The organism is Aquabacterium sp. NJ1, assembly GCF_000768065.1.
In the GTDB taxonomy this organism is placed as follows: domain Bacteria; phylum Pseudomonadota; class Gammaproteobacteria; order Burkholderiales; family Burkholderiaceae_C; genus Aquabacterium.
Genome location: NZ_JRKM01000001.1, coordinates 2,304,712 through 2,329,636 on the forward strand (window position 1 = coordinate 2,304,712; position 24,925 = coordinate 2,329,636).

Annotated in this window: 22 protein-coding genes; 10 read left to right on the forward strand and 12 right to left on the reverse strand. The window is 64.3% G+C overall.

The features are described from left to right. Position 1 precedes the first annotated feature (1 nt). From JY96_RS09940 to JY96_RS09950, 3 genes are all read right to left on the reverse strand, one after another. Positions 2-784, reverse strand: coding sequence for a DUF1365 domain-containing protein (locus JY96_RS09940; RefSeq protein ID WP_035037041.1), 783 nt, complete (start codon positions 782-784; stop codon positions 2-4). After that, entirely contained in the window at positions 781-2,190 is a 1,410-nt protein-coding gene (locus JY96_RS09945; protein WP_081961170.1) for an NAD(P)/FAD-dependent oxidoreductase, read from the reverse strand. The genes JY96_RS09940 and JY96_RS09945 overlap by 4 nt, the downstream gene beginning before the upstream one ends. A 132-nt stretch (positions 2,191-2,322) precedes the next feature. Continuing rightward, positions 2,323-2,964: a glutathione peroxidase gene (locus JY96_RS09950; RefSeq protein ID WP_081961171.1), complete on the reverse strand. Its 642-nt coding sequence runs from the start codon at positions 2,962-2,964 to the stop codon at positions 2,323-2,325. A 232-nt stretch (positions 2,965-3,196) separates the two neighbouring features. Between JY96_RS09950 and JY96_RS09955 the strand changes: the two genes are divergently transcribed. From JY96_RS09955 to JY96_RS09965, 3 genes are all read left to right on the forward strand, one after another. Next, entirely contained in the window at positions 3,197-4,051 is an 855-nt protein-coding gene (locus tag JY96_RS09955; RefSeq protein ID WP_035037044.1) for a ferritin, read from the forward strand. 346 nt (positions 4,052-4,397) lie between these two features. Continuing rightward, positions 4,398-4,802, forward strand: coding sequence for a hypothetical protein (locus JY96_RS09960; protein WP_035037046.1), 405 nt, complete (start codon positions 4,398-4,400; stop codon positions 4,800-4,802). A 100-nt stretch (positions 4,803-4,902) separates the two neighbouring features. Beyond that, complete coding sequence (locus tag JY96_RS09965) at positions 4,903-6,372, forward strand: FAD-binding protein (protein WP_035037049.1); 1,470 nt, start codon at positions 4,903-4,905, stop codon at positions 6,370-6,372. A 108-nt stretch (positions 6,373-6,480) separates the two neighbouring features. Here JY96_RS09965 and JY96_RS09970 read toward each other — a convergent pair whose 3' ends face one another. From JY96_RS09970 to JY96_RS09985, 4 genes are all read right to left on the reverse strand, one after another. Beyond that, positions 6,481-7,524 carry a CaiB/BaiF CoA-transferase family protein gene (locus tag JY96_RS09970; RefSeq protein WP_035037052.1) on the reverse strand — a complete coding sequence of 348 codons (1,044 nt, stop codon included), beginning with the start codon at positions 7,522-7,524 and terminating at the stop codon, positions 6,481-6,483. Then, positions 7,521-9,671 carry a 3-hydroxyacyl-CoA dehydrogenase NAD-binding domain-containing protein gene (locus tag JY96_RS09975; RefSeq protein WP_035037059.1) on the reverse strand — a complete coding sequence of 717 codons (2,151 nt, stop codon included), beginning with the start codon at positions 9,669-9,671 and terminating at the stop codon, positions 7,521-7,523. Before JY96_RS09975 ends, JY96_RS09970 begins: the two co-directional genes overlap by 4 nt. Positions 9,672-9,687: 16 nt before the next feature. Then, complete coding sequence (locus tag JY96_RS09980) at positions 9,688-10,893, reverse strand: acetyl-CoA C-acetyltransferase (protein WP_035037062.1); 1,206 nt, start codon at positions 10,891-10,893, stop codon at positions 9,688-9,690. A gap of 165 nt (positions 10,894-11,058) precedes the next feature. Continuing rightward, on the reverse strand, positions 11,059-12,219 hold the full coding sequence (locus JY96_RS09985) for an acyl-CoA dehydrogenase family protein (RefSeq protein WP_035037064.1): 1,161 nt from the start codon (positions 12,217-12,219) through the stop codon (positions 11,059-11,061). Between the two features lie 292 nt (positions 12,220-12,511). Here JY96_RS09985 and JY96_RS09990 point away from each other — a divergent pair, with 292 nt between their 5' ends. The 4 genes from JY96_RS09990 (at position 12,512) to JY96_RS10005 (ending at position 16,129) form a co-directional block, all read left to right on the forward strand. After that, positions 12,512-13,153, forward strand: a complete 642-nt coding sequence (locus tag JY96_RS09990) for a TetR/AcrR family transcriptional regulator (RefSeq protein ID WP_035037066.1) — start codon at positions 12,512-12,514, stop codon at positions 13,151-13,153. 163 nt (positions 13,154-13,316) lie between these two features. Beyond that, positions 13,317-14,543, forward strand: a complete 1,227-nt coding sequence (locus JY96_RS22180; protein WP_161784288.1) for a lipase family protein — start codon at positions 13,317-13,319, stop codon at positions 14,541-14,543. A 65-nt stretch (positions 14,544-14,608) separates the two neighbouring features. Then, positions 14,609-15,706: an acyltransferase gene (locus tag JY96_RS10000; RefSeq protein WP_081961172.1), complete on the forward strand. Its 1,098-nt coding sequence runs from the start codon at positions 14,609-14,611 to the stop codon at positions 15,704-15,706. A gap of 3 nt (positions 15,707-15,709) precedes the next feature. Beyond that, positions 15,710-16,129 carry a BLUF domain-containing protein gene (locus JY96_RS10005; RefSeq protein ID WP_052162358.1) on the forward strand — a complete coding sequence of 140 codons (420 nt, stop codon included), beginning with the start codon at positions 15,710-15,712 and terminating at the stop codon, positions 16,127-16,129. A gap of 37 nt (positions 16,130-16,166) precedes the next feature. On the opposite strand, the gene JY96_RS10010 is transcribed toward JY96_RS10005, so the two are convergent. Continuing rightward, positions 16,167-17,465 (reverse strand): DEAD/DEAH box helicase, encoded by a 1,299-nt coding sequence (locus JY96_RS10010; RefSeq protein ID WP_035037071.1) that lies wholly within the window; start codon positions 17,463-17,465, stop codon positions 16,167-16,169. A 56-nt stretch (positions 17,466-17,521) separates the two neighbouring features. After that, positions 17,522-17,665: a hypothetical protein gene (locus JY96_RS23565; RefSeq protein ID WP_161784289.1), complete on the reverse strand. Its 144-nt coding sequence runs from the start codon at positions 17,663-17,665 to the stop codon at positions 17,522-17,524. A gap of 297 nt (positions 17,666-17,962) precedes the next feature. On the opposite strand from JY96_RS23565, the gene JY96_RS10015 reads away from it, so the two are divergent. Both JY96_RS10015 and JY96_RS23125 read left to right on the forward strand, forming a co-directional pair. After that, complete coding sequence (locus JY96_RS10015) at positions 17,963-18,994, forward strand: sensor domain-containing diguanylate cyclase (protein WP_052162359.1); 1,032 nt, start codon at positions 17,963-17,965, stop codon at positions 18,992-18,994. 282 nt (positions 18,995-19,276) lie between these two features. Continuing rightward, positions 19,277-19,669, forward strand: a complete 393-nt coding sequence (locus JY96_RS23125) for a hypothetical protein (RefSeq protein ID WP_161784290.1) — start codon at positions 19,277-19,279, stop codon at positions 19,667-19,669. 159 nt (positions 19,670-19,828) lie between these two features. Here JY96_RS23125 and JY96_RS22185 read toward each other — a convergent pair whose 3' ends face one another. Together JY96_RS22185 and JY96_RS10030 are read right to left on the reverse strand one after the other, a co-directional pair. Further along, positions 19,829-21,793: a bifunctional diguanylate cyclase/phosphodiesterase gene (locus tag JY96_RS22185; RefSeq protein ID WP_052162360.1), complete on the reverse strand. Its 1,965-nt coding sequence runs from the start codon at positions 21,791-21,793 to the stop codon at positions 19,829-19,831. A gap of 70 nt (positions 21,794-21,863) precedes the next feature. Continuing rightward, positions 21,864-23,423, reverse strand: a complete 1,560-nt coding sequence (locus JY96_RS10030; protein ID WP_052162361.1) for a methyl-accepting chemotaxis protein — start codon at positions 23,421-23,423, stop codon at positions 21,864-21,866. A 186-nt stretch (positions 23,424-23,609) separates the two neighbouring features. Between JY96_RS10030 and JY96_RS22190 the strand changes: the two genes are divergently transcribed. Then, the gene (locus JY96_RS22190; protein ID WP_052162362.1) at positions 23,610-24,287 is read left to right on the forward strand and encodes a TetR/AcrR family transcriptional regulator; all 678 of its coding nucleotides are present in this window, start codon (positions 23,610-23,612) and stop codon (positions 24,285-24,287) included. Positions 24,288-24,293: 6 nt separating this feature from the next. Here the strand turns inward: JY96_RS22190 and JY96_RS10040 are convergent, their stop codons facing one another. Then, a complete protein-coding gene (locus JY96_RS10040) occupies positions 24,294-24,791 on the reverse strand; it encodes a MerR family DNA-binding transcriptional regulator (RefSeq protein ID WP_235333895.1) in 498 nt (165 codons plus the stop codon). Positions 24,792-24,925 lie beyond the last annotated feature (134 nt).

The following is a 24,925-nucleotide window of genomic DNA, read 5'->3' on the forward strand; positions in this document are numbered from 1 at the left end:
TTCATGGTGTGGTGCGGGCACGTGGGCCGGTGGCGAACTGGGTGGGCGGCTCGGGCTTGCTGAAAAACGGCACGCGCTTGAGCCACAGTTGCAGCGCCTGCCAATGGATGCGCGCCAGCACGCCGAAGGTCATGAGCGGCCAGCCCCAGAAGGCTTTGCGCGCGCTGCCCGCATCCAGTGTCTGCAATACGCCGCTGATGGCGGTCTGGATCAAAGGGCCGCCTTCGTCGTCGTGGTCCACGCGCGCGATCAGGCGCTGCGCGGTGCGCATGAAGCGAAAGCGGTAGCGCCCCTGCGTGTCGCAGAACGGCGAGACGTGGAAGACCTTGTCGGATTCGATCTCGCGCCCCCAACCCAGTTGCGCGCCGCTGAGCACGTAACAGTGGCGTTCGCCAAAGGTGTTGTTGACCTCAGCGACGATGGCATGCAAGTGGCCATCGGGCCGGTGCACGTACCAGAAGCTCACCGGCTTGAAGGCATAACCCATCACGCGCGGGTAGGTCTGCAACCAGACCTCGCCCTCGGCCAGATCGGCTTGCCACAGGCCCTGCGCGTGCAACAGGCCATCCAGCCAGACCAGCGCGTTGCCGCCCCCGTCACCATGGTCGGCATCATGAAAGCTCAAGGCACCACGCTGGTTGCGGCGCACGATGGCCTGCGGCTCGCGGGCCAGCGCGCGCATGGGCAGGAGCCAGAAGTAGTTGCCGTAACGAAAGGCATGGCGAGCGGGCTTGAGCCGCGTGTGGCGCACCTCGCCAAAGCCGATCAGGGCGCGCGGGCTCATGCCGCCATCTCCTGGCCGGCCTGGCCGTGCTGGCGCAGGTAGTCGGCCGCCAGGTCACCCGCGTCGGCAGGCAACAAGATGCCTTGACGCGCCAGCATGGCAGACGCCGCGGCCAGGCCGGACTTGAGGCCGTCTTCATGGAAGCCGTAGCCGGCCCAGGCCCCCGCGAACCAGATGTGCCGGCGGCCCTGGATCGTGTGCAGTTGCCCCTGCGCCTCGATGGCGGCCTGGTCGAAGATGGGGTGGGCGTAATCGAATTCGGCCAGCACTTGGTCACGCGCCGGCTCGCGCAGCGGGTTGAGCGACACCACCACGGGCTGAGACCAGGGCACGGGCTGCAATCGGTTGATGAGGTAGTGCAGGCACACGGCACGGTCTTCCTGGTCGGGCCTGGCCGCACGTTCGTAGTTCCAGGCCGCCCACGCCAGGCGCTTGCCGGGCAGCATGGCCTCGTCGGTGTGCAGCACGGCGCGGTTGTGGTGGTAGCGAATGGCCCCCAGCACCTGCTGCTCTGCCGGTGTGGCGCCCGTGCCCAGCAAGGCCAGCGCCTGATCGGAGTGCGTGGCCAGCACGACGTCGTCGAACCGCTCGGCGCCCACCGCGCTGTGCACCATCACGCCGGCGCTGCCCTCATCGCCCAGCGGGATCAGGCCGTGTACGGGGGTGTTGAGACGCGCATCCGGCAAGGCGGCCATGAGGCGGCGCACGTACTCGCGCGAGCCACCGGCCACGGTGTACCACTGGGGGCGGTTCGCCACTTGAAGCAGGCCATGGTTGTGGCAGAAGCGGATCAGCGTGGCCATGGGGAAACGCATCATCTGCTGCACGGGGCAGGACCAGATGCAGGCCACCATGGGCAGCAGGTAGCCCTCGCGAAACGCGTCGCTGAAGCCTTCACGCTGCAGGAAGTCGCCAATGGGTTCGCGCAACTGCGCTTCAGAACCCGCCAGGGCCAGGCGCGTCGTGAGCGCGTTGAAACGCACCAGGTCGGCCAGCATGCGCCAGAAGGGGCGCGAGATCAGGTTGCGCCGCTGGGCGAACACGCTGTTGAGGCTGGAGCCGCACCACTGCAGGCCCGCCGGCAAGCCCGACAGCCCTTGCGCCTGGGCCGGCACCTGCACCGAAAACGACATCTCGGACTTGGCCGTGGGCACGTCCAGCTCGGCAAACAGGCGGATGAGCTGCGGGTAGGTGCGCTCGTTGAACACCAGGAAGCCCGTGTCCACGCCATGCGTGACGGGCTGGCCCTGCGCATCAGGCAAGGTCACGTCCACCGTGTTGGCATGGCCCCCAAAGTGCCCGCCCGCCTCGAACAAGGTCACGTGGCGCTCACCCGGCGAGGTGGCCAGCCTGTAGGCGGCGCCCAGGCCGGCGATACCCGCTCCGATCACGGCAATGCGTTTCATGCGCAACTCCTGTCGAGGGCCGACCGGTGTTCACGCTGCGGGCCATCGTGGCCGTGGCCAATCAGGGTGAAGCGCCGGTCAAGTGCCGATCAAGTCAAAAAATACCGAACAGTTCATACTGTAACTCATCAGTCACTTTTTTGCAGCCAGCTGCTTTTCAATGTCCTCGATGAGATCACGGTCATCCGGCGAGGTCATGCTGCTGTAGGCCTTGACGGCCTGCCCGTCGCGCCCGATCAGGTACTTGTAGAAGTTCCACTTGGGGCGGGTGCCGGTGGCCTTGCGCAGCTCGGCGTGCAGCGGGTTGGCCTCATCGCCCACCACATGGCTCTTGGCGAACATGGGGAATTTCACGCCATAGGTGTTGGCGCAGAAATCGGCGATCTCCTTGGCGGTGCCGGGCTCCTGGCTGCCAAAGTCATTGGAAGGGAAGCCCAGCACGACCAGGCCCTGGTCCTTGTATTTGGCGTACAGCGCTTCGAGGCCCTTGTACTGCTTGGTGAAGCCGCAGTAGCTCGCCGTGTTGACCACCAGCAGCACCTGGCCGCTGTACTGGCAAAGGGATTGCGGCTTCTCGTCTTGCAGGCGCGGGAAGGTCTTGTTGAGCAAGGCCGGGCAGGCGGCGGCTGGCGCAGGTACAGACGCTGCAGCCGTGGGCATCGCTTGAGCCGGCTGGGCGGCAGGCGCACACTGGACGTTCAGGGAGACACCGCCCAGGCACAAGGGCAGCAGCAGTGACAGACGGCAAAGTGGCATCGGCAAACGAGGGCTCATGGGGTTTCCTTCAGCAATGGCGCAATGCGCGCAGTGTGCACCCAGCTCAATACGCCTGTGGCGACAAAGCCGATGCACGCGCCGCATAAAAACCGGGCCTGTCATGGGTTTGACTGCATCCATTCGCTCAAACGTCACGAAACTACATTAGGCTGTCGCCGACCTGCCGCGTGGCGCCCTCCAGGTGAGGCCACTCGTCCCAGGTCCGCGGTTCATTGATCTGGAGAACGCCATGCTTTACCCCGAACTGTTCAAGCAACTCGAAGCCGTCCGCTGGAACATGGACACCGACATCCCCTGGGATCGCTTCGACGCCAGCCAGCTCAGTGACGAGCAGGCCCAGACGATCAAGATGAACGCCATCACGGAATGGGCCGCCTTGCCCGCCACCGAGATGTTCCTGCGCGACAACCGCGATGACAGCGACTTCTCTGCCTTCATGAGCGTGTGGTTCTTCGAGGAACAGAAGCACTCGCTGGTGCTGATGGAGTACCTGCGCCGCTTCCGCCCGGACCTGGTCCCCACCGAAGAAGAACTGCACGAGGTGCGTTTCGAGTTCGACCCGGCCCCGGCGCTGGAGACCCTGATGCTGCACTTCTGCGGCGAGGTGCGCCTGCACCACTGGTACCGCCGCGCGGCCGAATGGCACACCGAGCCGGTGATCAAGGCCATCTACGAGACCCTGTCGCGCGACGAGGCCCGCCATGGCGGCGCCTACCTGCGTTACATGAAGAAGGCGCTGAACCGCTTTGGCGACGAGGCGCGTGCGGCCTTCACCAAGGTGGGCGTGCTGATGGCCAGTGCGCGCCGCACGGCCCAGGCCCTGCACCCGACCAATCTGCATGTGAGCAGCAAGCTGTTTCCGCGCGACACCATCCAGTCGCGGCTGCCCAATCCGGAATGGCTGGAGACCTGGCTGGACAAGCAGATCCAGTTTGATGCGGTGTGGGAAGGCAAGGTGGTGGAGCGCATCCTGTTCAACCTCAGCTCGCTGATGGACCGCAGCTTTGCCAGCGTGCAGGAGCTCAACCGCTTCCGCAAGGAGATGGTCCGGGCGCTGGACAATGCCAAAGCGGTGCACGGCTGAGCACCGTCAACGCCCGCAAGCCAGCTGCACCAAACCGCACAGCCAGCAGGGCAGTTGAGCACGCTTTAGACTGGCGCTCCTGAGGCTGGTTTGCGCCACCCCAAGATCTAGGGGCCAAGCGAGGCACTTCTCTTGCTTTCTTGCTACAGCCCGCCAGGAAATACTCAGGTACGCGGGTGTGTGCACTCCACCACGGCCAAGCCGCCGGCATCGAGCCGCGGGGTTGACAGGGCCAGGAGGGGCGCGCAACCTATGACTGCGGTCTAACCTTGATTTCCGGTTAAGCCCCTACATCTGAGCACCGCTCATTTGATCAGGCCCCGGGGGAGCACCCTCTATGAACCGTATGGCAGGTTTCCAAAGCCAAGGCCTCGCGCAAGGCGGGTCTCAGGCAGCCAAGGCCGCACAGGTGAATGGCGAGATTCGCTACGTCACTGGCGTCAAGACCCATGCCCGCATTGGATGCGTGGATGGTCTGGCGGTGGCCATCGTCGAGGAGGGCGCGCCTTATCTGGCGGTCTGGCAAGATTTGATGGCCTGGAGAGCGCGCCTTCAGATCCCCAGTGGCAAGCTGCTTTTTACTCAACGAAATTCGTCTGCCTTGAGCGATGAGGCGCTGGACCAACTGGCCAGTTGTGCCGTCAGTGTCGCTGATGCCGGCACCCGCAAGCCTGAAGAGGTTCAAGCCGAGTTGCTTGATGAGTTTGCTCAAAGGCAGGCCAAGGCCATGAAGGTCTTCAAACGGGCCTGATCAACACCTGGCCTTTTCCCGCCAGGCAGAAAACTGCTTTCTCCCGAACGCCTCTTCGGACAAAATAGTTCGCAAGAGAGCGAATTCATCGGGGGACAGCATGCCAAACCAGGCTCTGGGCTTACATCGCGTGGCACCACGGGTCTACGACCTGACGGGGACACGCACTGGCAGCATTCGTGACCAGCTGCTTCGAGCCGGCCTGGTTGCCAACGGCCTGATCGACACCAACGAAATCTCAAGTGCGGACCACCTGCTGGTGATTGGTGCAGGGGCCGCCGGCATGTGCGCAGCCATGAACGCCGCGTACTGGGGCGTCCACGTGACCGTTGTTGAACTTGATCAGGTCCCCTTCGCCACCTTCTTTCGCGCACGCTGGCGTCGCGTTGACCCCTGCGAATACGACTGGCCTCATCCGCACTGTCAGCAAGGGCTGTTCCCGCAATCGAACGGCTGGTTTCCTTTGCCTCAGACCACAGGAACCGGCGCGGACCTCGCCCACTCCTGGACGCACTTGTGGCAACAGTGGCAAGCACTGTATGACGGCAAGGGCAAACGTGGTCACATTGAACTGTTGACCTCGCTTGATGGTCGCCCCATGGTGAACCCGGCCAACCACCGCTATCCAGCCGGGGCGAATCACGTCGAGGTGAGTGCGCCGTGGCAGACGGGGGACACCCCCTCCGTGCGCCCGTTCGGGGCCATCATCAACGCGGCCGGCTTCGGCGTGGAGTGCACGGACAGCGATGGGCAATGCCCCGACCCTTGGAATGGCTTCCAAGGCCCCGCGTTCTGGAAAGACGACGACCAGATTCCCAACGACCCCAAGGAACACATTCCCCACACCAATGTCGTCATTTCAGGTGGCGGCGACGGTGCCATGCAGGACTTCCAGCGCGTCGTGACAGGTCATTTCGGCCTGACCTTGCTCAAGGCGTTGCAAGACGCCATCGACCATCACCGCCCAGGCTTTCAGCTTGATGCCGATGGCCTGATCCGCAGCCTATTGAGTGCAGAAGAATCGGCCCGACGCATGCACGCATGGCAACGTCAGGCCCACCCCGCCAAACAGATGACGGCGGCATGGCACGCGGCCTTCGAGCAAGCCATCGTCCCCCACATCAAGCGCCTGGGCCAGGCCGCGCTGGACGCGGTCGCCCATGATGTCTTGCGTGGCAGCCTGAAAAATGGTCAGTTGAAAGTGACATGGGCACACCGGCTGAGCACGCCCGAGTACGCTTATGCACTCAACCGTTTTCTCTGCCTGGTGCTCAATACCCTGTGTAGCGAAGCTTCATCAAACATGATCAAGCACAGCGTGCAGCTACTGCCTCGGCACGAGATCACGGCCATCTCGCCCAGTGCCAAGGCAAACCATCATCCTTGCGTCAGCGCCAAAGGCTGCATTGGTGTCCTGCATGACGTGACCCTGACCTCGCACACAGGCTTGCCCCACCCCATCAAGGACGTCGATCTGATCATCGTGCGCCATGGCGCCGATCGCAGCACGACACCCGGCCGAGGCCCCTATGCACCAGAACAGATGACCCCCTATGACATCCCCGTCTGAACGCCGGGACTCATGCTGTCTGGCCAAAAAATACGGGCCTGGCGCCAAAGCTCACCAGGCCCGTACCCGTCTGACCCCCCGGTCAGTCTCAAAACATCGATCGGCTCATCAAGCCACCTGCGACCAGGGCTGCACCAGCGCCTGCCCCGCAAACAGCGGGTGGGCCTGCGCCTCGGCCAGCGTGAGCACCGGCGTCACACAGGCATCGGCCTGCTCGAAGCGTTCGGCCCAATAGGCCAGGGGCTGGGACGCGACCAGCGCGGCCACGTCCTGGCGCAGCGCCACGCAATCGGGCGAGCCCGGCAACTGGCCGCGTTGCCAGTGGCGGTTCACCCAGTCCGGCCGCTCGAACACCTCGCACGCGGCCTTCCAGAACTTGAACTCCAGCGAGCCCACCGCCAAATGGCGGCCGTCGGCCGTGGCGTACAGGTTGTAGCAAGGCAGCACGCCATTGAGCAGGTCTTCACCGGCGCGCGGCATGCGCCCGCCCAGCATCGGTGCCAGCAAGGCTCCGGTGGACTTGGGCATCACCAGGTGCGCATGCAGGCCATGGGTCATGCTCACGTCGATGTGGCGCCCCTGCCCCCGCTTGCCAGCGTCGTACACCGCCGACAGGATGGCGATGCAGGCCATGGACGAGCCCGCGGCCAGATCCCCCCACTGCACATTGGACAAGGCCAGCTCGCCCGTGGGCGCCCTCACCTGGTCCAGCACACCGGAAACCGCCATGAAGTTCAGGTCATGGCCAGCGCGTTGTGCCCATGCCCCTTGCTGACCATAGCCCGTGATGGACACCATGACCAGCTTCGGGTTGATGAGCTTGAGCGCCTCCCAGTCCAGGCCCATGGCCTTGAGCACGCCAGGCCGGAAGCTGTCGACCATCACGTCCGCCGTCGCGATCCAGTCGCGCAGCTGATTCAAGTCAGCGGCGTTCTTGAAGTCGATCTTGCGGCACTCTTTGCCATGGTTGAGCGCCTCGAACAGGCTGCCCAGCGGGCGGGCGGGGTCGCCTTCCGGCGGCTCCACCTTGATGATCTCGGCACCCAGGTCGGCCAGCATGCGCGTGCCAAAAGGCCCTGGCAGGTTGCGCGTGAGGTCGATCACGCGCAGGCCTGACAGGAGGCCAGACAGCGGTCCGGCCTCAACGCTCACAGCTTGTCCTCGAAGCGGCCGCCCTCGGCGGCCATCTTCACCACGATGGCAGCGGGCTCGAAGCGCGGGCCATATTGCTTGGCCAGCTCACGTGCACGCTCGACGAACTGCTTGGGGCCCACCGCATTGATGAACTGCAGTGCACCGCCCTGGTTGGGCGCGAAGCCCCAGCCGAAGATCGAGCCGATGTTGGTATCAGCCACGGAGCGCACCACGTTTTCTTCATAGCAGCGTGCGGCTTCATTGGCCTGGGCGTACAGCATGCGGTCCACCAGCTCTTGCTGAGAGGGCTGCACGGCCTTGGGCGGGTAGACCTCGGTGAGGCCCGGCCACAGGCTCTTGTCCTTGCCGCTGTAGTCGTAGAAGCCCTTGGAGGCCTTCTTGCCGATGCGGTTGAGCTCGCCACCCACCTTCTGCACCACGGCAAAGCCGGGGTGGATGGCTGGCAACGGGCCGCCTTCGGCGATCAGGTCCTTCTTGGTGGTTTCGGCGATGTACAGCGACAGGCTCAGCGAGACCTCATCCTGCAGGGCCAGCGGCGGCATCGGCATGCCGGCCTTCAGGCCAGCGACCTCGATGGAACGCGGGTGGATGCCCTCGCCCAGCATGGCCATGCCTTCCATGATGTAGGTCGTGAACACGCGCGAGGTGTAGAAACCGCGCTTGTCATTGACCACGATCGGGGTCTTGCCGATCTGCAGCACGTAGTCAAAGCCGCGTGCCAGCGTCTCGTCGCTCGTGTCCTTGCCCACGATGATCTCGACCAGCGGCATCTTGTCCACGGGCGAGAAGAAGTGCAAGCCGATGAAATTGGCAGGGCGGGAAGAGGCCTTGGCCAGGCCGGTGATGGGCAGCGTCGAGGTGTTCGATGCATACACGGCCGTCGCGGGGATCACGGCCTCGGTCTTCTGCGTGCAGACGGCCTTGATCTCGCGGTCTTCGAACACGGCTTCGATCACCAGGTCGCAACCTTCCAGGTCGTCATAAGACGTGGTCGGCTTGATGCGGGCCAGCAGCGCATCGCGCTTGTCGGGCGTGCTGCGACCACGGGCCACGGCCTTGTCCAGCAGGCCTTGCGAATAGGCCTTGCCCTTTTCGGCGTTGTCGATGGTCGTGTCCAGCAGCACCACGTCGATGCCAACCTTGGCCGACACATAGGCAATGCCCGCGCCCATCATGCCGGCACCCAGGATGCCCAGCTTCTTGACCTTGGACTCGGCCGGGCCCTTGGGGCGCGACTGGCCCTTCTTGATGGCGTTGAGCTGGTGCCACAAGGTGTTGATCATGTTCTTGCTGGTCTGCGACACGACGCAGGCCGCGAAGTAACGCGACTCCACTTGCGAAGCGGCATCGAAGTCCAGCAGGCAGCCTTCGAACAGGCAGCTCATGATGTGCGTGAGCGCAGGGTAGTTGCCGTGCGCCTTGGCGTTGGCCATCGAAGGCGCAATCGCCAGCACCTGCACCACGGCCGGGCTCTTGCTGTCGCCACCGGGGATGCGGAAGCCCTTGGTGTCCCAAGGTGCAGAAGGCTTGGGGTTGGCCGCACACCAGGCCTTGGCCTTGGCCAGCAGCTCGTCGCGCGTGGTGGCCAGATCGGTGATCAGGCCCATTTCCTTGGCCTTGGCCGCGGTCAGTTCCTTGCCTTGGGTGATCAGGTCCATGGCTTTCTGGATGCCGATCAGGCGGGGCACACGTTGCGTGCCGCCGCCACCGGGCAGCAGGCCCAGCTTGACTTCAGGCAGACCGAACTTGGCCTTGGGGTCGTCCAGCGCGATGCGGGCGTGGCAGGCCAGGGCCAGCTCCAGGCCGCCGCCAAGTGCCGTGCCGTTCAGCGCAGCGACCACAGGCTTGCCGCACTTTTCCATGCGGCGCATCATGCCCTTGAGGTCTTCGCACAGCTTGAAGGCTTCTTCGGCGCTGGTGATCTGCGTGAGCTGGTCGATGTCGGCGCCCACGATGAAGGTGGACTTGCCGGAGGTGATGACCAGGCCCTTGAGCGAGGCGTCGGTTTCCAGCTTGTTGACCAGCTCGGCGAACGGCTCGACCAGCGTGGGGTTGAGCACGTTCATGGCCCGGCCGGGCATGTCGATGGTGACGAGGCCGATGCCGTTGGCGTCAACGTCAAAGGTGAAGGCTTGGTTAGTCATGTTTGTGGCCTCCTGATCAGACGCGTTCGATGATGGTGGCGATGCCCATGCCGGCACCGATGCACAGGGTGGCCAAAGCGGTGGCCTTGCCGGTGCGCTCCAGTTCGTCCAGGGCCGTGCCCAGGATGATGGCGCCCGTGGCACCCAGCGGGTGGCCCATGGCGATGGCACCACCGTTGACGTTCACGCGGTCCAGCGAGATGCCCAGGTCCTTGGCGGTCTTCATGGGCACGGTGGCAAAGGCCTCGTTGATTTCCCACAGGTCGATGTCGCCCGGGGTCATGCCCAGCTTGTTGAGCGCCTTCTGGCAGGCCGGCGTCGGGCCGGTCAGCATGATGGTCGGCTCGGAGCCGATCACCGCGCACATGCGCACCTTGGCGCGGGGCTTCAGGCCCGCCTTGATGCCGGCTTCCTTGCTGCCCAGCAGCACCAGCGCGGCACCGTCCACGATGCCCGACGAGTTGCCGGCGTGGTGCGTGTGGATGATCTTCTCGATGGTGGTGTACTTGTCCAGCGCGGTGCCGTCAAAGCCCATGGTGCCCATCATCTCGAACGAGGGCATCAGCTTGGACAGCGTCTCGACCGAAGTACCGGGGCGCACGGTTTCATCGCGGTCCAGCATGACCATGCCGTTGATGTCCTTCACGGGCACGACGGACTTGGCAAAGCGGCCTTCGGCTTGCGCCACAGCGGCACGGCGGTGCGACTCGGCGGCGAACGCGTCCAGGTCCGTGCGGCTGAAGCCTTCCAGCGTGGCGATCAGGTCGGCGCTGATGCCTTGCGGCACGAAGGCGGTGCCACTGTTGATACGGGGGTCCATGACCCAGGCGCCACCGTCAGAGCCCATGGGCCAGCGGCTCATGGATTCCACGCCACCGGCCACGATCATGTCTTCCATGCCCGAGCCAATGCGTTGTGCCGCCTGGTTGATGGCTTCCAGACCGGAGGCGCAGAAGCGCGACAGCGTCACGCCCGAGACGGTCTCGGCCCAGCCGGCGTCCAGGATGGCGGTGCGCGCGATGTCGGCACCTTGCTCGCCCACCGGCGTCACGCAGCCCAGCACCAGGTCATCGACCAGGCGGGTGTCCAGCTTGTTGCGCTCGGCCAGCGCTTGCAGCAGCGTGCGCAGCAGCCACACGGGCGTAGCCTGGTGCAGGCTGCCGTCTTTCTTGCCCTTGCCGCGCGGGGTGCGCACGGTATCAAAAATGTAGGCTTCGGTCATGAGAAGCTCCTTCTATGTATTGAATCGATTACTCGGTGTATCGGGCGTGTGCAGCCGCCTGAGCGAGCGGGAGTGAGCCTGCGTTGAGAAGCGCAGCCGTACTAGCGGTACGGCGAGCATCGCCAACGCGGGATCGCCCCGCGCAGCTGGCGGATGCGCCGCCACTCACAGGAAGCGGCTTGCCAGCTCCTTCATGATTTCGTTGGTGCCGCCATAGATGCGCTGCACACGCGAATCGGCCCACAGGCGGGCAATCGGGTATTCCTTCATGTAGCCATAGCCACCGAAGAGCTGCAGGCATTCGTCGACCAGCTTGCACTGGTTGTCGGTGATCCAGTACTTGATCAGCGCCGCGCGGTCCACGCCCAGCTCACCCTTGAGGTGCGCCACCATGGCCGCGTCCACCAGGGCACGCGAAGCCAGCAACAGGGCCTGGCACTCGGCCAGCTTGAAGCGGGTGTTCTGGAACGAGAAAATGGGCTTGCCAAAAGCCTTGCGCTCCTTCGTGTACTCCAGCGTGATCTTCATGGCGTATTCCATGGCGGCGATACCGGCCAGCGCGACCAGCATGCGTTCCTGCGGCAGTTCCTGCATCAGCTGGAAGAAGCCCATGCCTTCGTTCTCGCCGATCAGGTTGTGCTTGCTCACCACAACATCGTCAAAGAACAGCTCGGAGGTGTCTTGCGCCTCCATGCCGATCTTGTCGAGGTTGCGGCCACGGCGGAAGCCGGGGGCCTCGTCGGTCTCGACCACGAACAGGGAGATGCCTTGCGCGCCCTTGTCCTTGTCGGTCTTGCACACGACGATGATCAGGTTGGCCAGTTGACCGTTGGTGATGAAGGTCTTGCTGCCGTTGATCTTGTAGGTCTGGCCGTCTTCGGACTTCAAAGCCAGCGTGCGCACGCCTTGCAGGTCAGAGCCCGTGCCGGGTTCGGTCATGGCGATGGCGCCAATCAGTTCGCCCGTGGCCAGCTTGGGCAGCCAGCGCTTCTTCTGCTCTTCGGTGCCGTAATGCAGGATGTAAGGGGCGACGATGCCCGAGTGCAGCGAACCACCGAAACCACCGATGCCGGCTTCACCTTGGGCCAGCACCAGTGCGGCTTCGTGGCCGAAGTCGCCACCGCCACCACCGTACTGCTCGGGCATCGAAGCGCACAGGAAACCATTGGCGCCCGCGTCTTCCCAGGCCTGGCGGTCCATCATGCCCTGGGCACGCCAGGCTTCATCCTTGGGTTGCCACTGCTCGGTCATGAAGCGTTTGGCAGAGTCGAACACCATCTGGTGCTCTTCGGTCATCCATGCGGGCGCGAAATTCTGAATAGCCATTTGGCAAAGTCTCCTCGGTACACACAAAACGACGACTACGTCACATCTCATGACCTTTCATGATCGGTAATTTAAATTACCGTCAGTAGAAACCCGCGGAATGGGCATCTTCGGCGACAGGTTTGGGGCTTTTGTCGCCCTTGCACCCTCTGTGAGATGACGCATGCGTCAACCAGCGAATCTTGGCGTCACGCCGCTCAGTTGGCAAGCGGATTTGGTCAATTGGCGCCATCCTGGCTGCATTTGGTAATATGGATTTCCATACCGGAATGCCCCCTTCCCGACACCGCCCATGCCCTCGTCCACCGCCCGCCGCCACCAGCCCAGCACCGTCGATGACCGCCGCGCGGCGCTCAGCACCATGCGCGCCGACACGCTGGGCCGCATCGAAAAAGCCGTGCTGGAGCTGTTCTCCAACCAGGATTTCCATGAAGTGAGCCTGCTGGACGTGGCCAAGGCCGCCAACGTGTCGCTGCAGACCATCTACAAGTACTTCGGCAGCAAGGAGGTGCTGGTCTACGCCATGCTGGACGTGATGCTGGGCCGCCTGGCCGAGCGCATGCTCGACCACCTGCAAGGCATCGACGACGCGCGCGAGCGCCTGCGCAAGACCTTCTGGGTCACGCTGGACTACATGGACAAGCACCCCGCCGTGATGATGTTGCTGTTCACCGCGGTGCCCGTGTCCAAGCACAAGAACATCCGCATCTATGAAAGCCCCGAGTTGATGACCGCCTTCCTGGGCGTGTTCAAGGACGGGCAGGCGCGTGGCGTGCTCAACAAGCAGGTCTCGCACAAGATCCTGCTGGACGTGTTCATGGGCATCATCGGCCGCGTAGTGCTGATGCACATCGTGCGTGGCGAAAAGCGCCCGCTGATCGACCAGTTCGACGAGTTGTTCCACATCGTGTGGCGGGCGATGTCGGCAGATTGAGGCCCTCTGGATTACCCCAGCCCATTGATGCACAACTGTGCAAGGACTAACCCGGGGTTCGCGTGAGAGCGCAAAAGTGCCGCACGGGCCGGCAATACCTTCATCGACCACGAACGAATACTGAACGGTATCCGATCACACACAAAGGACGATGACGATGACCATGCCAAAGACAAGCCCCGCTTCTGCTGCCATCTTGCTGCTTGGCCTGGCCGGCACCCTCCACGGCGCCAGCGCCCAACAGGCCTACCCCATGGCCAGCGCCGCCGTGCAACCGGTCAATGACAGCTTCTATGTCGCGCCTTCGGCGGCGGTGCTGGCTGGTGCGCAACCCGGCACCGTGCTGCGGTACCGCGCGATCCCCAACACCACGTACTCGGCCCGCGTCAACGCGGCCTACCAGTTGATGTACCGCTCGACCGACAGCCATGGCGTGCCCGTGGCCGCCGTCACCACGGTGCTGATCCCCAAGACTGCACCGGCCACAGGCCGCAAGCTGCTGTCCTACCAGGCCATGTACGACAGCCTGCAACTCAACTGCACGCCCTCGGGCCTGACCGTCAGTGGCAAGCTGTTCGAGAAGGGCTATGTGAACACCGCGCTGGACCAGGGCGTACTGGTAGTCATGAGCGACTATGAGGGCCTGCAATCGCAATGGATGGCCGGACTCAACACCGCGCACAGCGTGCTGGATGGCATCCGTGCCGCCGAGCGGTTCAGCCAGAGCGGCCTGAGCAGCGCCACACCGGTGGCCCTGATGGGTTACTCGGGCGGCGGGCATGCCACGGCATGGGCCAATGAAGTCGCGCTCGAGTACGCACCCGAATTGAACATCGTGGGGGCGGCCATGGGTGGCCTGCCGGTCAAGCCACTCAACGTGGCCAGGAAGGTGGACGGCACCCTGTTTGCGGGCGTCTACTTTGGCGCGGTGCTGGGCTTGTCACGAGCCAACCCCCAGATCAATCCCATTGACTACGCCACCCCTGCCGGGCTGACCATGCTCAAGGACATGGCCAACCGCTGCCTGCTGGGCACCCTGGAGGGGCAACCCGAGATGCTCACGCCTTACATCTTCAAAAAGGGCAGCCAGTACCTGAAGGACCCCAACTTCCTGGATCTGCCTGAAATGCAGGCCATTGGGGCGGCCAACAACCTGGGCAACCGCCTGCCCAAAGCCCCGATGTACATCTTCGAAGGCGTGCTCGATGAAGTCATGCCGCTTGCCGACGTCGATCAGCTGGTCAAGACCTACTGCGAGCAAGGCCAGAAGGTGCAGTACAAGCGCGTCCCCTTGGGCGATCACATCAGCCTGGCACTCTCGCCCAGCGCCTCCATGAACTACGTGCTCGATCGCCTCAACGGCAAGGCCGCCCCCAATACCTGCAACTGAGCTGCAGCGCCCGCTGTCTCGCGCGTGTTGCGCCCCATGTCACCGTGGGGCGCTAAGCTTGCGCGATGTACCTCTCTCTTCAGGCTTGCCGCGCCCTGGCTGCGCTCATGGTGGTGTGCCTCCACGTGGGTGCCACGCTCAATCGCGATACCTATCTGGGGCCGGCCGCTGACCTGTTCCGGCAACTGAGCTCGTTCGGCGACGCCGGCGTGTCCTTCTTCTTCGTGCTCAGTGGCTTCATCGTCACGCGGGTGCACCTGCCCGACTTCAACCAGCCCGCGCGCCTCCCGGCCTACCTGCTCAAGCGCGTGGCGCGCATCTACCCGATGTACTGGCTGGTGTTTGCGATGACCTGCCTGTCCATCTGGCTGCTGCCCACCTCGCGCAACCCCCTGCCCGCTGATGCCGCCACGCTGATCAAGGCCTTGCTGCTGATCCCGCAAGACCCCGCCGTGGTGGGCGGCACCGGTGCCCCGGTGGTGTTCGTCGCCTGGACGCTGCAGTATGAGATGGTGTTCTACCTCGCCATGGCGCTGGCGCTGATCCAGCGCTGGTTGCTGCTGTTGCCACTGGGCCTGATCCTGCTCAACAGCCTGACCCATTCCGCCGGCGATCACTTCATTCGGAACTTTCTTTCCAACGACCACATTTATCTGTTCGTCATGGGTGCGGGGCTGGCCATGCTGGGCAGCCGGTCATGGCGGCTGTCTGCCACGCAGGCCCGCATGGCCATCACCGCCGCCGCGCTGGCCTTCGTCGCCCTGGCTGCCTGGGAGGACCTGACCTTTCCGGCCAACAACCGCGGCCTGAGCGTGCTGCTGTTTGGTGGCATCAGCACCGTGGGCGTCCTGGGGCTTACCCATCTGGAAGACGCGGGCTGGCGCCCTCGCCCCGACCACCTGCTGGTCCGACTGGGCCATGCCTCCTACACGCTCTACCTCATCCATGTGGCCGTCATGTCGGTGCTGGGCAAGATGGTCTCGTTGCTGGCACAGCATGCAAGACCCTTCGGGCCGGCCGCAGCCACGACCTCGGCGATACTGATCGTCGCAGCTTGCGCCTTGGTCGCCCTGGTTGTTCACCGCCATGTCGAACAACCCATCATGCGAAAGCTGAATCAGGCCATCTCCCGCTGGACGGACACCACTGCTCACAGGACCTAAGCCATGCCCGCATTGCGCACCATCGTTTACGTGAGTTCTGCCACCCACAAGCTGAACGAAGCGGAAATGGAGGCGCTGCTGATGGACGCCCGGGAGCACAACCAGCGCCACGGCATCACCGGCATCCTGTTGTATGGCGAGGGCAACTTCATGCAGTGCATCGAAGGCCTGCCCGATGGTGTCGAATTGATCTACGCGCGCATCTGCGCCAGCCGGCAACACCGCGACGTGATCAAGTTGATGGACGAGCCCACCGTTGAACGCTGCTTTCCTGACTGGTACATGGGCGTGGCGCCGGCGTCGCACTCGGCGCAGCTCCAGCTCTCGTCCGCACAGTGGCAGCGCCTGAGCCACGAGGCCGGCACGACAGCGCCGCCGGGCATGCAGTTGCTGCAACGCTTCTGGCAGAAACTGGCACGCTGAATCTGCGTGCCACACCGGCCTGGCCGATGCGCAGCGCTTAGGGGCGGCCGCCCCTGTTCGCCGCGTCATGGGCTGCGTCACGGGCTGCGGCTTCGCGCAGCTTGTCCTTCTTGCTCTTGCGCTTGCCCTTGATGCCCCCATTGGGGTCCAGGCCCTTGGGGCCGGTGGGCTCGCCCTGCTCGTCCACGGGTGCCGTGTCGGTGGGCTCGAAACCGGGGATCTGCTCGCGCGGCACACGCTGGCCCTGGCGGTTTTCGATCAGGCGGAAATGGCTTTCAGCCTGTGGTGTGACAAAGCTCACTGCCAGGCCGCTGGCCCCCGCCCGGCCCGTGCGGCCGATGCGGTGGATGTAGTCGGCCGGGGCGCGGGGCAGGTCGAAGTTGACCACCACGGGCAGGTCGGCAATGTGGATGCCGCGCGCAGCCACATCGGTGGCCACCACCACCTGCAGCTCGCCGGCCTTGAAGGCATCGAGCACCTGCTTGCGTGCGCCCTGGCTGAGGTCACCATGAAAAGCCGCCGAGTGAATGCCGGCGCGGTGCAGCTTGTGCGCCACCAGTTCGGTGCCGTATTTGGTGGCGGCAAACACCAGCACGCGTGACCATTGATCCTGCTTGATCAAGGTCTTGAGCAATTGCGCCCGCTTGTCGGCATCGACCTCGATGGCGCGCTGCGTGATGTCGGGGGCGTGCTCGGGCGCATCGGGCACCTCGATGAGCACGGGGTCTTGCAGCAGGGTGTGCGCCAGCTCCTGCACATCCTCGGGGAAGGTGGCCGAGAAGAACAGGTTCTGGCGCTGCGCGGGCAGCATCTCCAGGATCTGCGAGAGCTCGTCGGCAAAGCCCATGTCGAGCAGGCGATCGGCTTCGTCCAGCACGAGTGCGCCCACGCTGGTCAGACTCAGCGCGTTGTGGTCGATGAGGTCGAGCAAGCGGCCAGGCGTGGCCACGACGATGTCGGCACCGCCCCGCAAGCTCATCATCTGCGGGTTGATGGACACGCCCCCAAAAGCAACGACGGTCTTGATGCCACCAGGCAGGTCGTGGGCCAGGTCACGCATCACCTCGCCCACCTGCATGGCCAGCTCGCGCGTGGGCACGAGCACCAGCACACGCAGGCGGCGGCTCGGGCCTTGACGCTCGTTGAGCAGGTGGTGCAGCACCGGCAGGGCAAAGGCCGCGGTCTTGCCCGAGCCGGTCTGTGCGAGGCCCAATACATCGTGCCCTTGCAGGATGGCGGGGATGGCCGCCTCCTGGATGGGTGTGGGCGTTTCGAAACCCCGATCAGCGGCGATGCGAACGAGGCTGGCCTTCAGGCCCAATGCAGCAAATGACATCGGCGCAGTGTAAGCGGCCTGGGCGGCCTGGTCTCACACCGGCGCGATATGAAAAATCAGACCCAGATGTCGTGTTCGTCGTAGCAGGTCAGCTCTTCTTCCACGGCATCCTGCGCAGCCCAGCCCAGCTTGGGCCAGCCACCGGCGTGCATGCAGGCACCGAAGAGTTGATCAGGTTGGGCGCATTGGGATGGGTTCATGGTGTGGACTCCTTGGAAGTGGCTCAAACAGACCTGAACATCAGGTGGATTCATGGTGCCGCCGGGTGCGCGTGCCGTGTGCAGGGCAATCCCGATACAAAGGTGCACACCACCGCCGGACGTGAGCCAGATCACGTTTGACGGGCCCCTTGAACACGGGGTGGTAGCCCGGCAGGCATGGGTGATCTCCCTCGGTGTGGGCTGGCGCGGCCTCACGCCCTGCAGCATCCCTGCTGGCCTTGGGCTTTTTTTTGCGCCCCGCCCGCCGATAACGGTGCAAACGCTCTTGGTGAAGTCATGTCAAACAGCGAAAAATCCTGCCCCATACCCATGCCGATCAACGAGGAACAGCGCCTGCAGTCCGTGCGCGCTTACGAGATCCTCGACACCCCGCCCGAGGTGGAGTTCGATGCGCTGACCCGCATCGCTGCCCACACCTTCAACACGCCCATGGCCGTGGTGGCCTTGATGGACACGGATCGGCTCTGGTTCAAGTCCCGCATCGGGCTGGATGTGCCGCAACTGGATCGCCAGATCGCTTTTTGTTCACACACCATCGTGCACCCCGAGGCGGTGCTGGTGATGCCCGACTTGAAGCAGGACCCGCGCTTTGAAGAACACGTGCTGGTGCGCAATGCGCCCAAGCTGCGTTTTTATGCGGGCGCGCCCATCGTGGACGCGCGTGGCCTGGTGCTGGGCACCATGGCGGTGCTGGACACGCAGCCCCGACCGTTCAGCGTGGAGCAGCAACTGGCTTTGCAGGACCTGGCCACGCTGGTCATGACCGCGCTGGACAGCCGCAAGCGCGCGCTGCAGCTGGCGCACATGGCGATGACGGATCACTTGACGGGCTTGAGCAACCGCGTCCAATTCGACCGGGCGCTGGAAGCCGAGATGGCACACGCGATGCGCAATGGCGAGCCGTTCACGGTGCTGTGCATGGACCTCGATGGCTTCAAGGAAGTCAACGATGGCTTCGGGCACGCGGCGGGCGACGAGGTGCTCTGCGAGGTGTCGCGGCGCCTGGCGCAGCAGGTGCGTGTGGGGGATGTGCTGGCGCGTTTTGGTGGCGATGAGTTCGGCATCGTGATGCGCCATGGCGCGAAGGATTCGGCTCAGGTGCTGGCCAAGCGCATCGTGCGGGCGGTGTCGGCGCCGATCACGCTGTCCACGGGTGATGAGATTGGCGTGGGCATTTCGGTGGGCATGGCGGCTTACTCCGATGAGGTGGAGTCGGTGCGCAAGTTGCTGGCGCAGGCGGATCAGGCGCTGTATCAGGCCAAGAAGCAGAACGAGAAGCGCTGGAAGATGTTTGTGGGGATTCGCTGAGTAGGCTTTTGCCTCTTTGGCTTTTGGCTTGCTTGCGTTGGGCTGAGCGTTTTGTCGGTGCAGCGCGAGGCGGGGGCTGAGCCAGCATCCGTCCAGGCTTCATGTTGGTGGCCCCGCACAGCGGGGCTGCCTTGCGATGCTCGTGTCAAGGTGGGGCCCTCTAACTCGCTACGCGGCTACGCCGCTGCGCTCAAACAGATCGGGCCAGTCAGTTGAACGAAGCGCGCTGCGCGCGCCCCCCTCGCCCCTGCGCTTCTCAGCACCAACAAGGCGCCCGGCCAGATGCCGGCTCAGCCCTTTTCCCGCCTCGCTGGTGGCATGCACAGATCGCTAGGTCGAGTGAAGGCGCGAGTCAGGTTTCAACGCTTCAACGTCTCAAGCCTCAACGCAGCATTGCTGTTGCTGTTGCTGTTGCTGTTGCTGTTGCTGTTGCCGTTGCCGTTGCCGTTGCCGTTGCCGTTGCTGCAACGAGCATGGCTTTACTTCGCTGCCACCCATCACGATGCGGCGCCAACACCCGTGGCGGCAAGCAAGCGGGGCGACAAAAGGCTGAGAAGGCATACGGCGGGGCGCCTTGTTGACGCCGAGACGCGCAGGGGCGAGGTGGGCGCGCGCAGCGCGCTTCGTTCAACTGACTGGCCCGATATGTTTGAGCGCAGCGGCGCAGCCGCGTAGCGAGTTAGAGGGCCCCACCTCGTCACGAGCATCGCAGGGCAGTCCTGCCAAAGGCAGGACCGTCAACAATGAAGCCCGGCCGCATGCCTTCTCAGCCGCGCCCCGCGCTCTCCGTTCAAGGCTTCTTACGCACCACGAACCGCGCCAAGAACGAGAGCCTCAAACCCCACTCTCTTCCATCGTCATCGTCGGCGACCACACGCCCTCATCGAAGTCGTTGTCACCTTCCTGCAGCCTCAGCCAGCTGATCAACTGCGAGTGGTTCATGGGCCGAGAGTACAGATCACCCTGCATCATCTGGCAACCCGCCTGACGCAGCCAGACCACCTGGTCCACGTTCTCCACACCTTCGGCCACGCTCTTGATCCCCATGCGCTTGGCCAGCGAAATCATCAGCTCCAGCAAGGCCGGGTCGAAGTTGGGCTTGGTGATGGCTGCCACGAACACACGGTCGATCTTGAGCTTGTCCACCTTCAGGTCCAGCAGGCGCCCCAGCGATGAATAGCCTGTGCCAAAGTCGTCAATGGCCAGACGGAAGCCCATCTCGGACAGACGCTTGAGCGTGGCCGTTTCCTTGGCCGCCTGCCCCACCATCGCCGTGCTCTCCGTGATCTCGAACTCCAGGTCCGTCGGGCTCAGGCCGTGGCGCTTGAGCGCCTCCTGCACTTCGTCCACGAAGGCCGGGTCGGCCAGTTGGCGCAGCGACAGGTTCACGCTCACATAAGGCAGCGCCAGGCGCTGTGCGCGCAAGGCCACCAGGTCGGCGCACACCAGGTCGATGATCATCTTGCCCAAGGGCACGATCAGGCCGGTCTGCTCGGCAATCGAGATGAACTCGTCCGGTGACACCAACCCGCGCTTGGGGTGGCGCCAGCGCACCAGCGACTCCACTCCGCGGATGCTGTCAAACGCATCCACCTGAGGCTGGTAGACCATGAACATCTCGCGGTTCTCGATCGCCTTGCTCAGGTCGATCTGAATCTGGGCCCGGCTGCGCGAGGCCGCGTCCATGGCCTCCTCGAAGAACATCATGCGGCCACGCCCGCCACGCTTGGCTTCGTACATGGCCAGGTCGGCACGGTGCAGGATGTCGCCCACGGCCAGCTCGCCACGCTTGAGCATGAAGGCGCCAATGCTCAAACCGACCGAGTCGGTCAGGCCGCCCATTTGAATGGGCTTGGACACCTGCTCGATCAGCACGCGCCCCATCTGCTGGATGGTGGCCTGGGTCGATGCATCGGTCAGCAACGCGGCAAACTCGTCACCACCCAGGCGGCCGATCAAGGCGCCATTGCCCAGGGTGTAGCGCAGCCGACCGGCCACGGCCTTGAGCACCAGGTCCCCGGCGATGTGGCCATGCGTGTCGTTGATGGCCTTGAAGCGGTCCAGGTCAAAGTACATCAGGCAGCCATCAGCCTCGCCGGACGCCGTGGCCGCACCTGTTTCGTTGTGGCGCTTGACCGCAGCTTCGAAAGCCACGCGGTTGAGCAAGCCGGTGAGCGGGTCGCGCTCTGCGCCCGCAGCCAGCGGGGCGGCCGGCGAGCCGGGTTTGCCGTTGCCACTTCCACTGCTACTCCCTGCGGCCTGGGGTGCAGCCTGTTTGCCGCGCCACGCCAGCAGCACACCGGCGCCCAGCACCAGGGTCACGCCCAGGTCCAGCAGGGCCGACCACAAATAGGGTTGCAGGTCATACCCGACCTTCAGGGTGTCGCCAATGTTCACGCGCGAGGGCACGGCCACGCACAAGGCCGGCCAGGCCAGCCCGGACTCACAAGGCGCGGCGCCAGCACGCGAGTAGGCCATGCGGCACTGCGGGCCCTGGCACAGCGCCAGTGACAACACGCCATTGCGGGGCGTGAAAACCGTGGCCAGCGAAGCCTGCAGGCCAATGGGCAGCGGGCCAGAAGGTGGCACCGCCGTTGCGGGCTGCTGCTCGATCAGCGCCAGGGCGGCTGCACCTTCGATCTCGCCATGAGCGCGGGCATCGCTCACACGAAAGAAGAGTTGCAGCGCGCACAACAAAAGCACAGCCGCCAGTACAACGCGGGCCGGCGTCAGCCATGCCCCGCTGGGTTGTACCTCGCCCTTGACGGATGCCTGAGAGGTGTTGGAAACGGATGCCATACGACCTTATCGGCAGGTCGCCGGCCGAGATTTAGGGGCGCCGATCCCTTAGCCGCGCGCGTGACGGATGTCACACCAAGGCGTCCACCTGGAACACGCTGACCGCCTGCGCCAGCCGCGCCGCCTGGTGCTTCATGCTGTCGGCCGCTGCCGCCGCTTCCTCGACCAGCGCGGCATTTTGCTGCGTGACCTGGTCGAGCTGTGCCACCGCCTGCCCCACCTGCGAAATGCCGGTGGACTGCTCCTGGCTGGCCAGGCTGATCTGTGCCATCAGTTCCTCCACACGCTTGACCTCGGCGACGATGTCATCCATGGTCTTGCCCGCCTGCGTGACCAGGCCGGCACCTTGTTCGACCTTGTCCACGCTGCAGCCGATCAGCTGCTTGATCTCCTTGGCGGCCTGGCCACTGCGTTGTGCCAGGGTGCGCACCTCGCCGGCCACCACGGCAAAACCCCGCCCTTGCTCGCCGGCACGGGCCGCCTCCACGGCCGCGTTCAAGGCCAGGATATTGGTCTGAAAGGCGATGCTGTCGATCACGCCGATGATGTCGTAGATCTGACGCGAGCTGTTGGAGATGTCGTTCATGGTGAGCACCACGTCGCCCACGGCCTTGCCGCCCTGGCGCGCCACCGCCGCCGTGCGCGCCACCAGGTCATTGGCCTGGGATGCGGCCGACGCGTTCTGCGCCACGATGGAGGTCAATTGCTCCATGGATGCGGCCGTCTGCTGCAGATTGGAGGCCTGCTCTTCCGTGCGCTGGCTGAGGTCGGCGTTGCCCATGGCGATCTGCGACGACGCGGTGCTGACCGACTCCACCCCGGTGCGCACTTCGCTGACCACCTGACGCAGCTGCGCCACCATTTCACCCAGGGCATGCTGCAGGCGCGCCACCTCGTCCTGGCCCTCTGACTGGATCTGCACCGTCAGGTTGCCTGCCGCGACCTGGCTGGCCACATCCACCGCCTGCTGCAGTGGCTGCACGATGGCACGCGTGATCGTCCAGCACAGCAGTCCAGCCAGGCCCATGGCCCCGGCCAGCAGCAAGCCAGATGTCAACATGCCACGGCGATACAGCGCGCCCACATCCGCCCCATCGGCCTGGGCCATTTTGTCGTTGTAGCTGGCCAGGGCCTTGAGCGAGGCCGCCACGCGGTCAAAGGACTGGAGGCCTTGCGTGCTGACCCAGGCCTGGGTCTTGCCCATGCTGCCCGTCTGCGCGATGGCCACCCCTTCGTCAGACACCTTCACGTAGTCGGCCCAGTCCCGCATGGCCTGCTCGTACAGGGCGCGTTCCTTGTCGTCGGCGATCGAATCCGCGTAACTCTTGCGGTACTTCTCGAACTCGTCCTTGCTCTTTTGCAGCCTGGCGACGGCGGCGGGCAATTCGTCGGGCATGGTGATGGACACGCGGTAATCGCGGGTGCGCATGCGGGTGGCGGCCTCGGCCATCAACAGGCTGTCGCGCACGCCGGCCAGACGGATGTCGATCAGGGTACGTGTCTTCTCGTGGACATGGGCGCCGCCAAGGGCCGCGTTGAGCGCCAGCGCCCCCATCAGCACCAGCACCACGCAAAAAGCCATCGTCAGCTTGCCACGCACGGAAAACTGCCTGAGAAACGTCGTCTTCATACCGAGCCCTTTCGTGAAAACACAGCGCACGAACCAGGCTGCCGGCGCAGATGCCGCGGTGTTCGTGATGCGCTCAGTATCGGGATTCCCGGACGCTGGTGAACACCAGGATAGCGGGCATTTGCACGCTTAATTTACTTGTAAACATACACATAAGCTTATGCGTAAGATTTATGATGGACCCCTATGGCCACCCAACGCATAAATCAGCGCACGCGCACCGCCACCCCCAGCAGGGTCCGGCGCGGCAATGTGGCAGACCAACAAGCCTTGCGACAGGCTGCGCTGGATGCGGCGATGAAGCTGTTCCAGACCCAGGGCCTGACGGGTGTCACCATGCGGGCCGTGGCCACGGAGGTGGGCGTGTCGGCCATGGCGCTGTACCGCTACTTCCCCAACAAGGCCGGGCTGCTGCGTGGGCTGTGGGAGTTCGCCATCACCGAGTTGCATGGCGTCATCAACGCCGCCATCAACCAACCGGGCCTCACGGCGCGGCAACGCCTGCGTGCAGGTGTGGACGCTTTCCTGGGCTACTACGAAGCCCGGCCTGATTACTACCGCCTGATCTTCATGACCGAGCAGACCTATGTCGAATCGGTCGAATCAAAGTGGAGCGAGGCCCCAATCTACCAGGAGGTCATGCAGACCTCGCAAGCCCTGACCCGGGACGTGGCCCAGGAAATCGGCGGCGACCCGAGCCGTGCGCGCCTGGCCAGCGACCTGCGTTTCGCCTTGAGCACAGGCTACCTGCATGCGCGCCTGATCAACATCCGCTACCCGTGGGAAAGTCTGGATGCGCTGCGCGCGCAGGCCGTCGAGCAGATCGCCACGGCGGCGGAGAACTGTCTGCTGGCGAAGAGCTGAGCCCCTTTAATTGCCCTTGCGCTTGTCTTCCAGCGTCTTGCGGCTGCGCGCATTGATCATGCGCAACTCGGCCAGCGAGGCGTCGATCTGCGCGCGCTTGGCCTCCAGCTCGGCAATGGCCTTGTCGGTCTTCTCGACCACATATGTCAGCTGCTGGATGCGGCCTTCGCCGTGCTGGCCGTACATGTCCAGGTAATGCTTGATCTCGGACAGCGGCGAGCCCAGTGACTTGGCGCGCAGGATGCGCTTGAGGCGCGCCCGGTCGATCTTGCTGTAGACCCGCGTGCCGTTGATGCGGCGCGGCGCCAGCAGGCCCTTGGTCTCGTAGAAACGCAGCGCGCGCGGCGACACGCCATAACGCTCGCAGACCTCGGCGATGCCCATCAGCGAATCAGCGGCATGCTCGTCTTCGTCCGCCTCGAACGCCCAGCTGGGCACCGGCCCGGTGTCGTCACCGTACTCGTCCAGCATTTCTTCTTGGGGTTTGGCTTTCACTTGGGACACGGCAGCACCAGCAGGCTAGATAAGGGAGGGGAGGAGCCGGACACGACACGTGCCTGACCACAGGCCGCATTATCGCCGAACGCTGACGTTTGTCATAGGGGATTCACCCATGCATCATTCAGTTGACGTTAACG

Bases quoted from the DNA above. Each gene is read 5' to 3' on its own strand.
- JY96_RS23565 (WP_161784289.1), bottom strand. From the start codon at position 17,665: ATGAACCCATCCCAATGCGCCCAACCTGATCAACTCTTCGGTGCCTGC.
- JY96_RS09945 (WP_081961170.1), bottom strand. From the start codon at position 2,190: ATGAAACGCATTGCCGTGATCGGAGCGGGTATCGCCGGCCTGGGCGCC.
- JY96_RS09965 (WP_035037049.1), top strand. From the start codon at position 4,903: ATGCCAAACCAGGCTCTGGGCTTACATCGCGTGGCACCACGGGTCTAC.
- JY96_RS09990 (WP_035037066.1), top strand. From the start codon at position 12,512: ATGCCCTCGTCCACCGCCCGCCGCCACCAGCCCAGCACCGTCGATGAC.
- JY96_RS09960 (WP_035037046.1), top strand. From the start codon at position 4,398: ATGGCAGGTTTCCAAAGCCAAGGCCTCGCGCAAGGCGGGTCTCAGGCA.
- JY96_RS09980 (WP_035037062.1), bottom strand. From the start codon at position 10,893: ATGACCGAAGCCTACATTTTTGATACCGTGCGCACCCCGCGCGGCAAG.
- JY96_RS09975 (WP_035037059.1), bottom strand. From the start codon at position 9,671: ATGACTAACCAAGCCTTCACCTTTGACGTTGACGCCAACGGCATCGGC.
- JY96_RS10000 (WP_081961172.1), top strand. From the start codon at position 14,609: ATGTACCTCTCTCTTCAGGCTTGCCGCGCCCTGGCTGCGCTCATGGTG.
- JY96_RS22180 (WP_161784288.1), top strand. From the start codon at position 13,317: ATGCCAAAGACAAGCCCCGCTTCTGCTGCCATCTTGCTGCTTGGCCTG.
- JY96_RS09950 (WP_081961171.1), bottom strand. From the start codon at position 2,964: ATGAGCCCTCGTTTGCCGATGCCACTTTGCCGTCTGTCACTGCTGCTG.
- JY96_RS10010 (WP_035037071.1), bottom strand. From the start codon at position 17,465: ATGTCATTTGCTGCATTGGGCCTGAAGGCCAGCCTCGTTCGCATCGCC.
- JY96_RS22190 (WP_052162362.1), top strand. From the start codon at position 23,610: ATGGCCACCCAACGCATAAATCAGCGCACGCGCACCGCCACCCCCAGC.
- JY96_RS09940 (WP_035037041.1), bottom strand. From the start codon at position 784: ATGAGCCCGCGCGCCCTGATCGGCTTTGGCGAGGTGCGCCACACGCGG.
- JY96_RS10005 (WP_052162358.1), top strand. From the start codon at position 15,710: ATGCCCGCATTGCGCACCATCGTTTACGTGAGTTCTGCCACCCACAAG.
- JY96_RS10030 (WP_052162361.1), bottom strand. From the start codon at position 23,423: ATGAAGACGACGTTTCTCAGGCAGTTTTCCGTGCGTGGCAAGCTGACG.
- JY96_RS22185 (WP_052162360.1), bottom strand. From the start codon at position 21,793: ATGGCATCCGTTTCCAACACCTCTCAGGCATCCGTCAAGGGCGAGGTA.
- JY96_RS09955 (WP_035037044.1), top strand. From the start codon at position 3,197: ATGCTTTACCCCGAACTGTTCAAGCAACTCGAAGCCGTCCGCTGGAAC.
- JY96_RS10015 (WP_052162359.1), top strand. From the start codon at position 17,963: ATGTCAAACAGCGAAAAATCCTGCCCCATACCCATGCCGATCAACGAG.
- JY96_RS23125 (WP_161784290.1), top strand. From the start codon at position 19,277: ATGCCGGCTCAGCCCTTTTCCCGCCTCGCTGGTGGCATGCACAGATCG.
- JY96_RS09985 (WP_035037064.1), bottom strand. From the start codon at position 12,219: ATGGCTATTCAGAATTTCGCGCCCGCATGGATGACCGAAGAGCACCAG.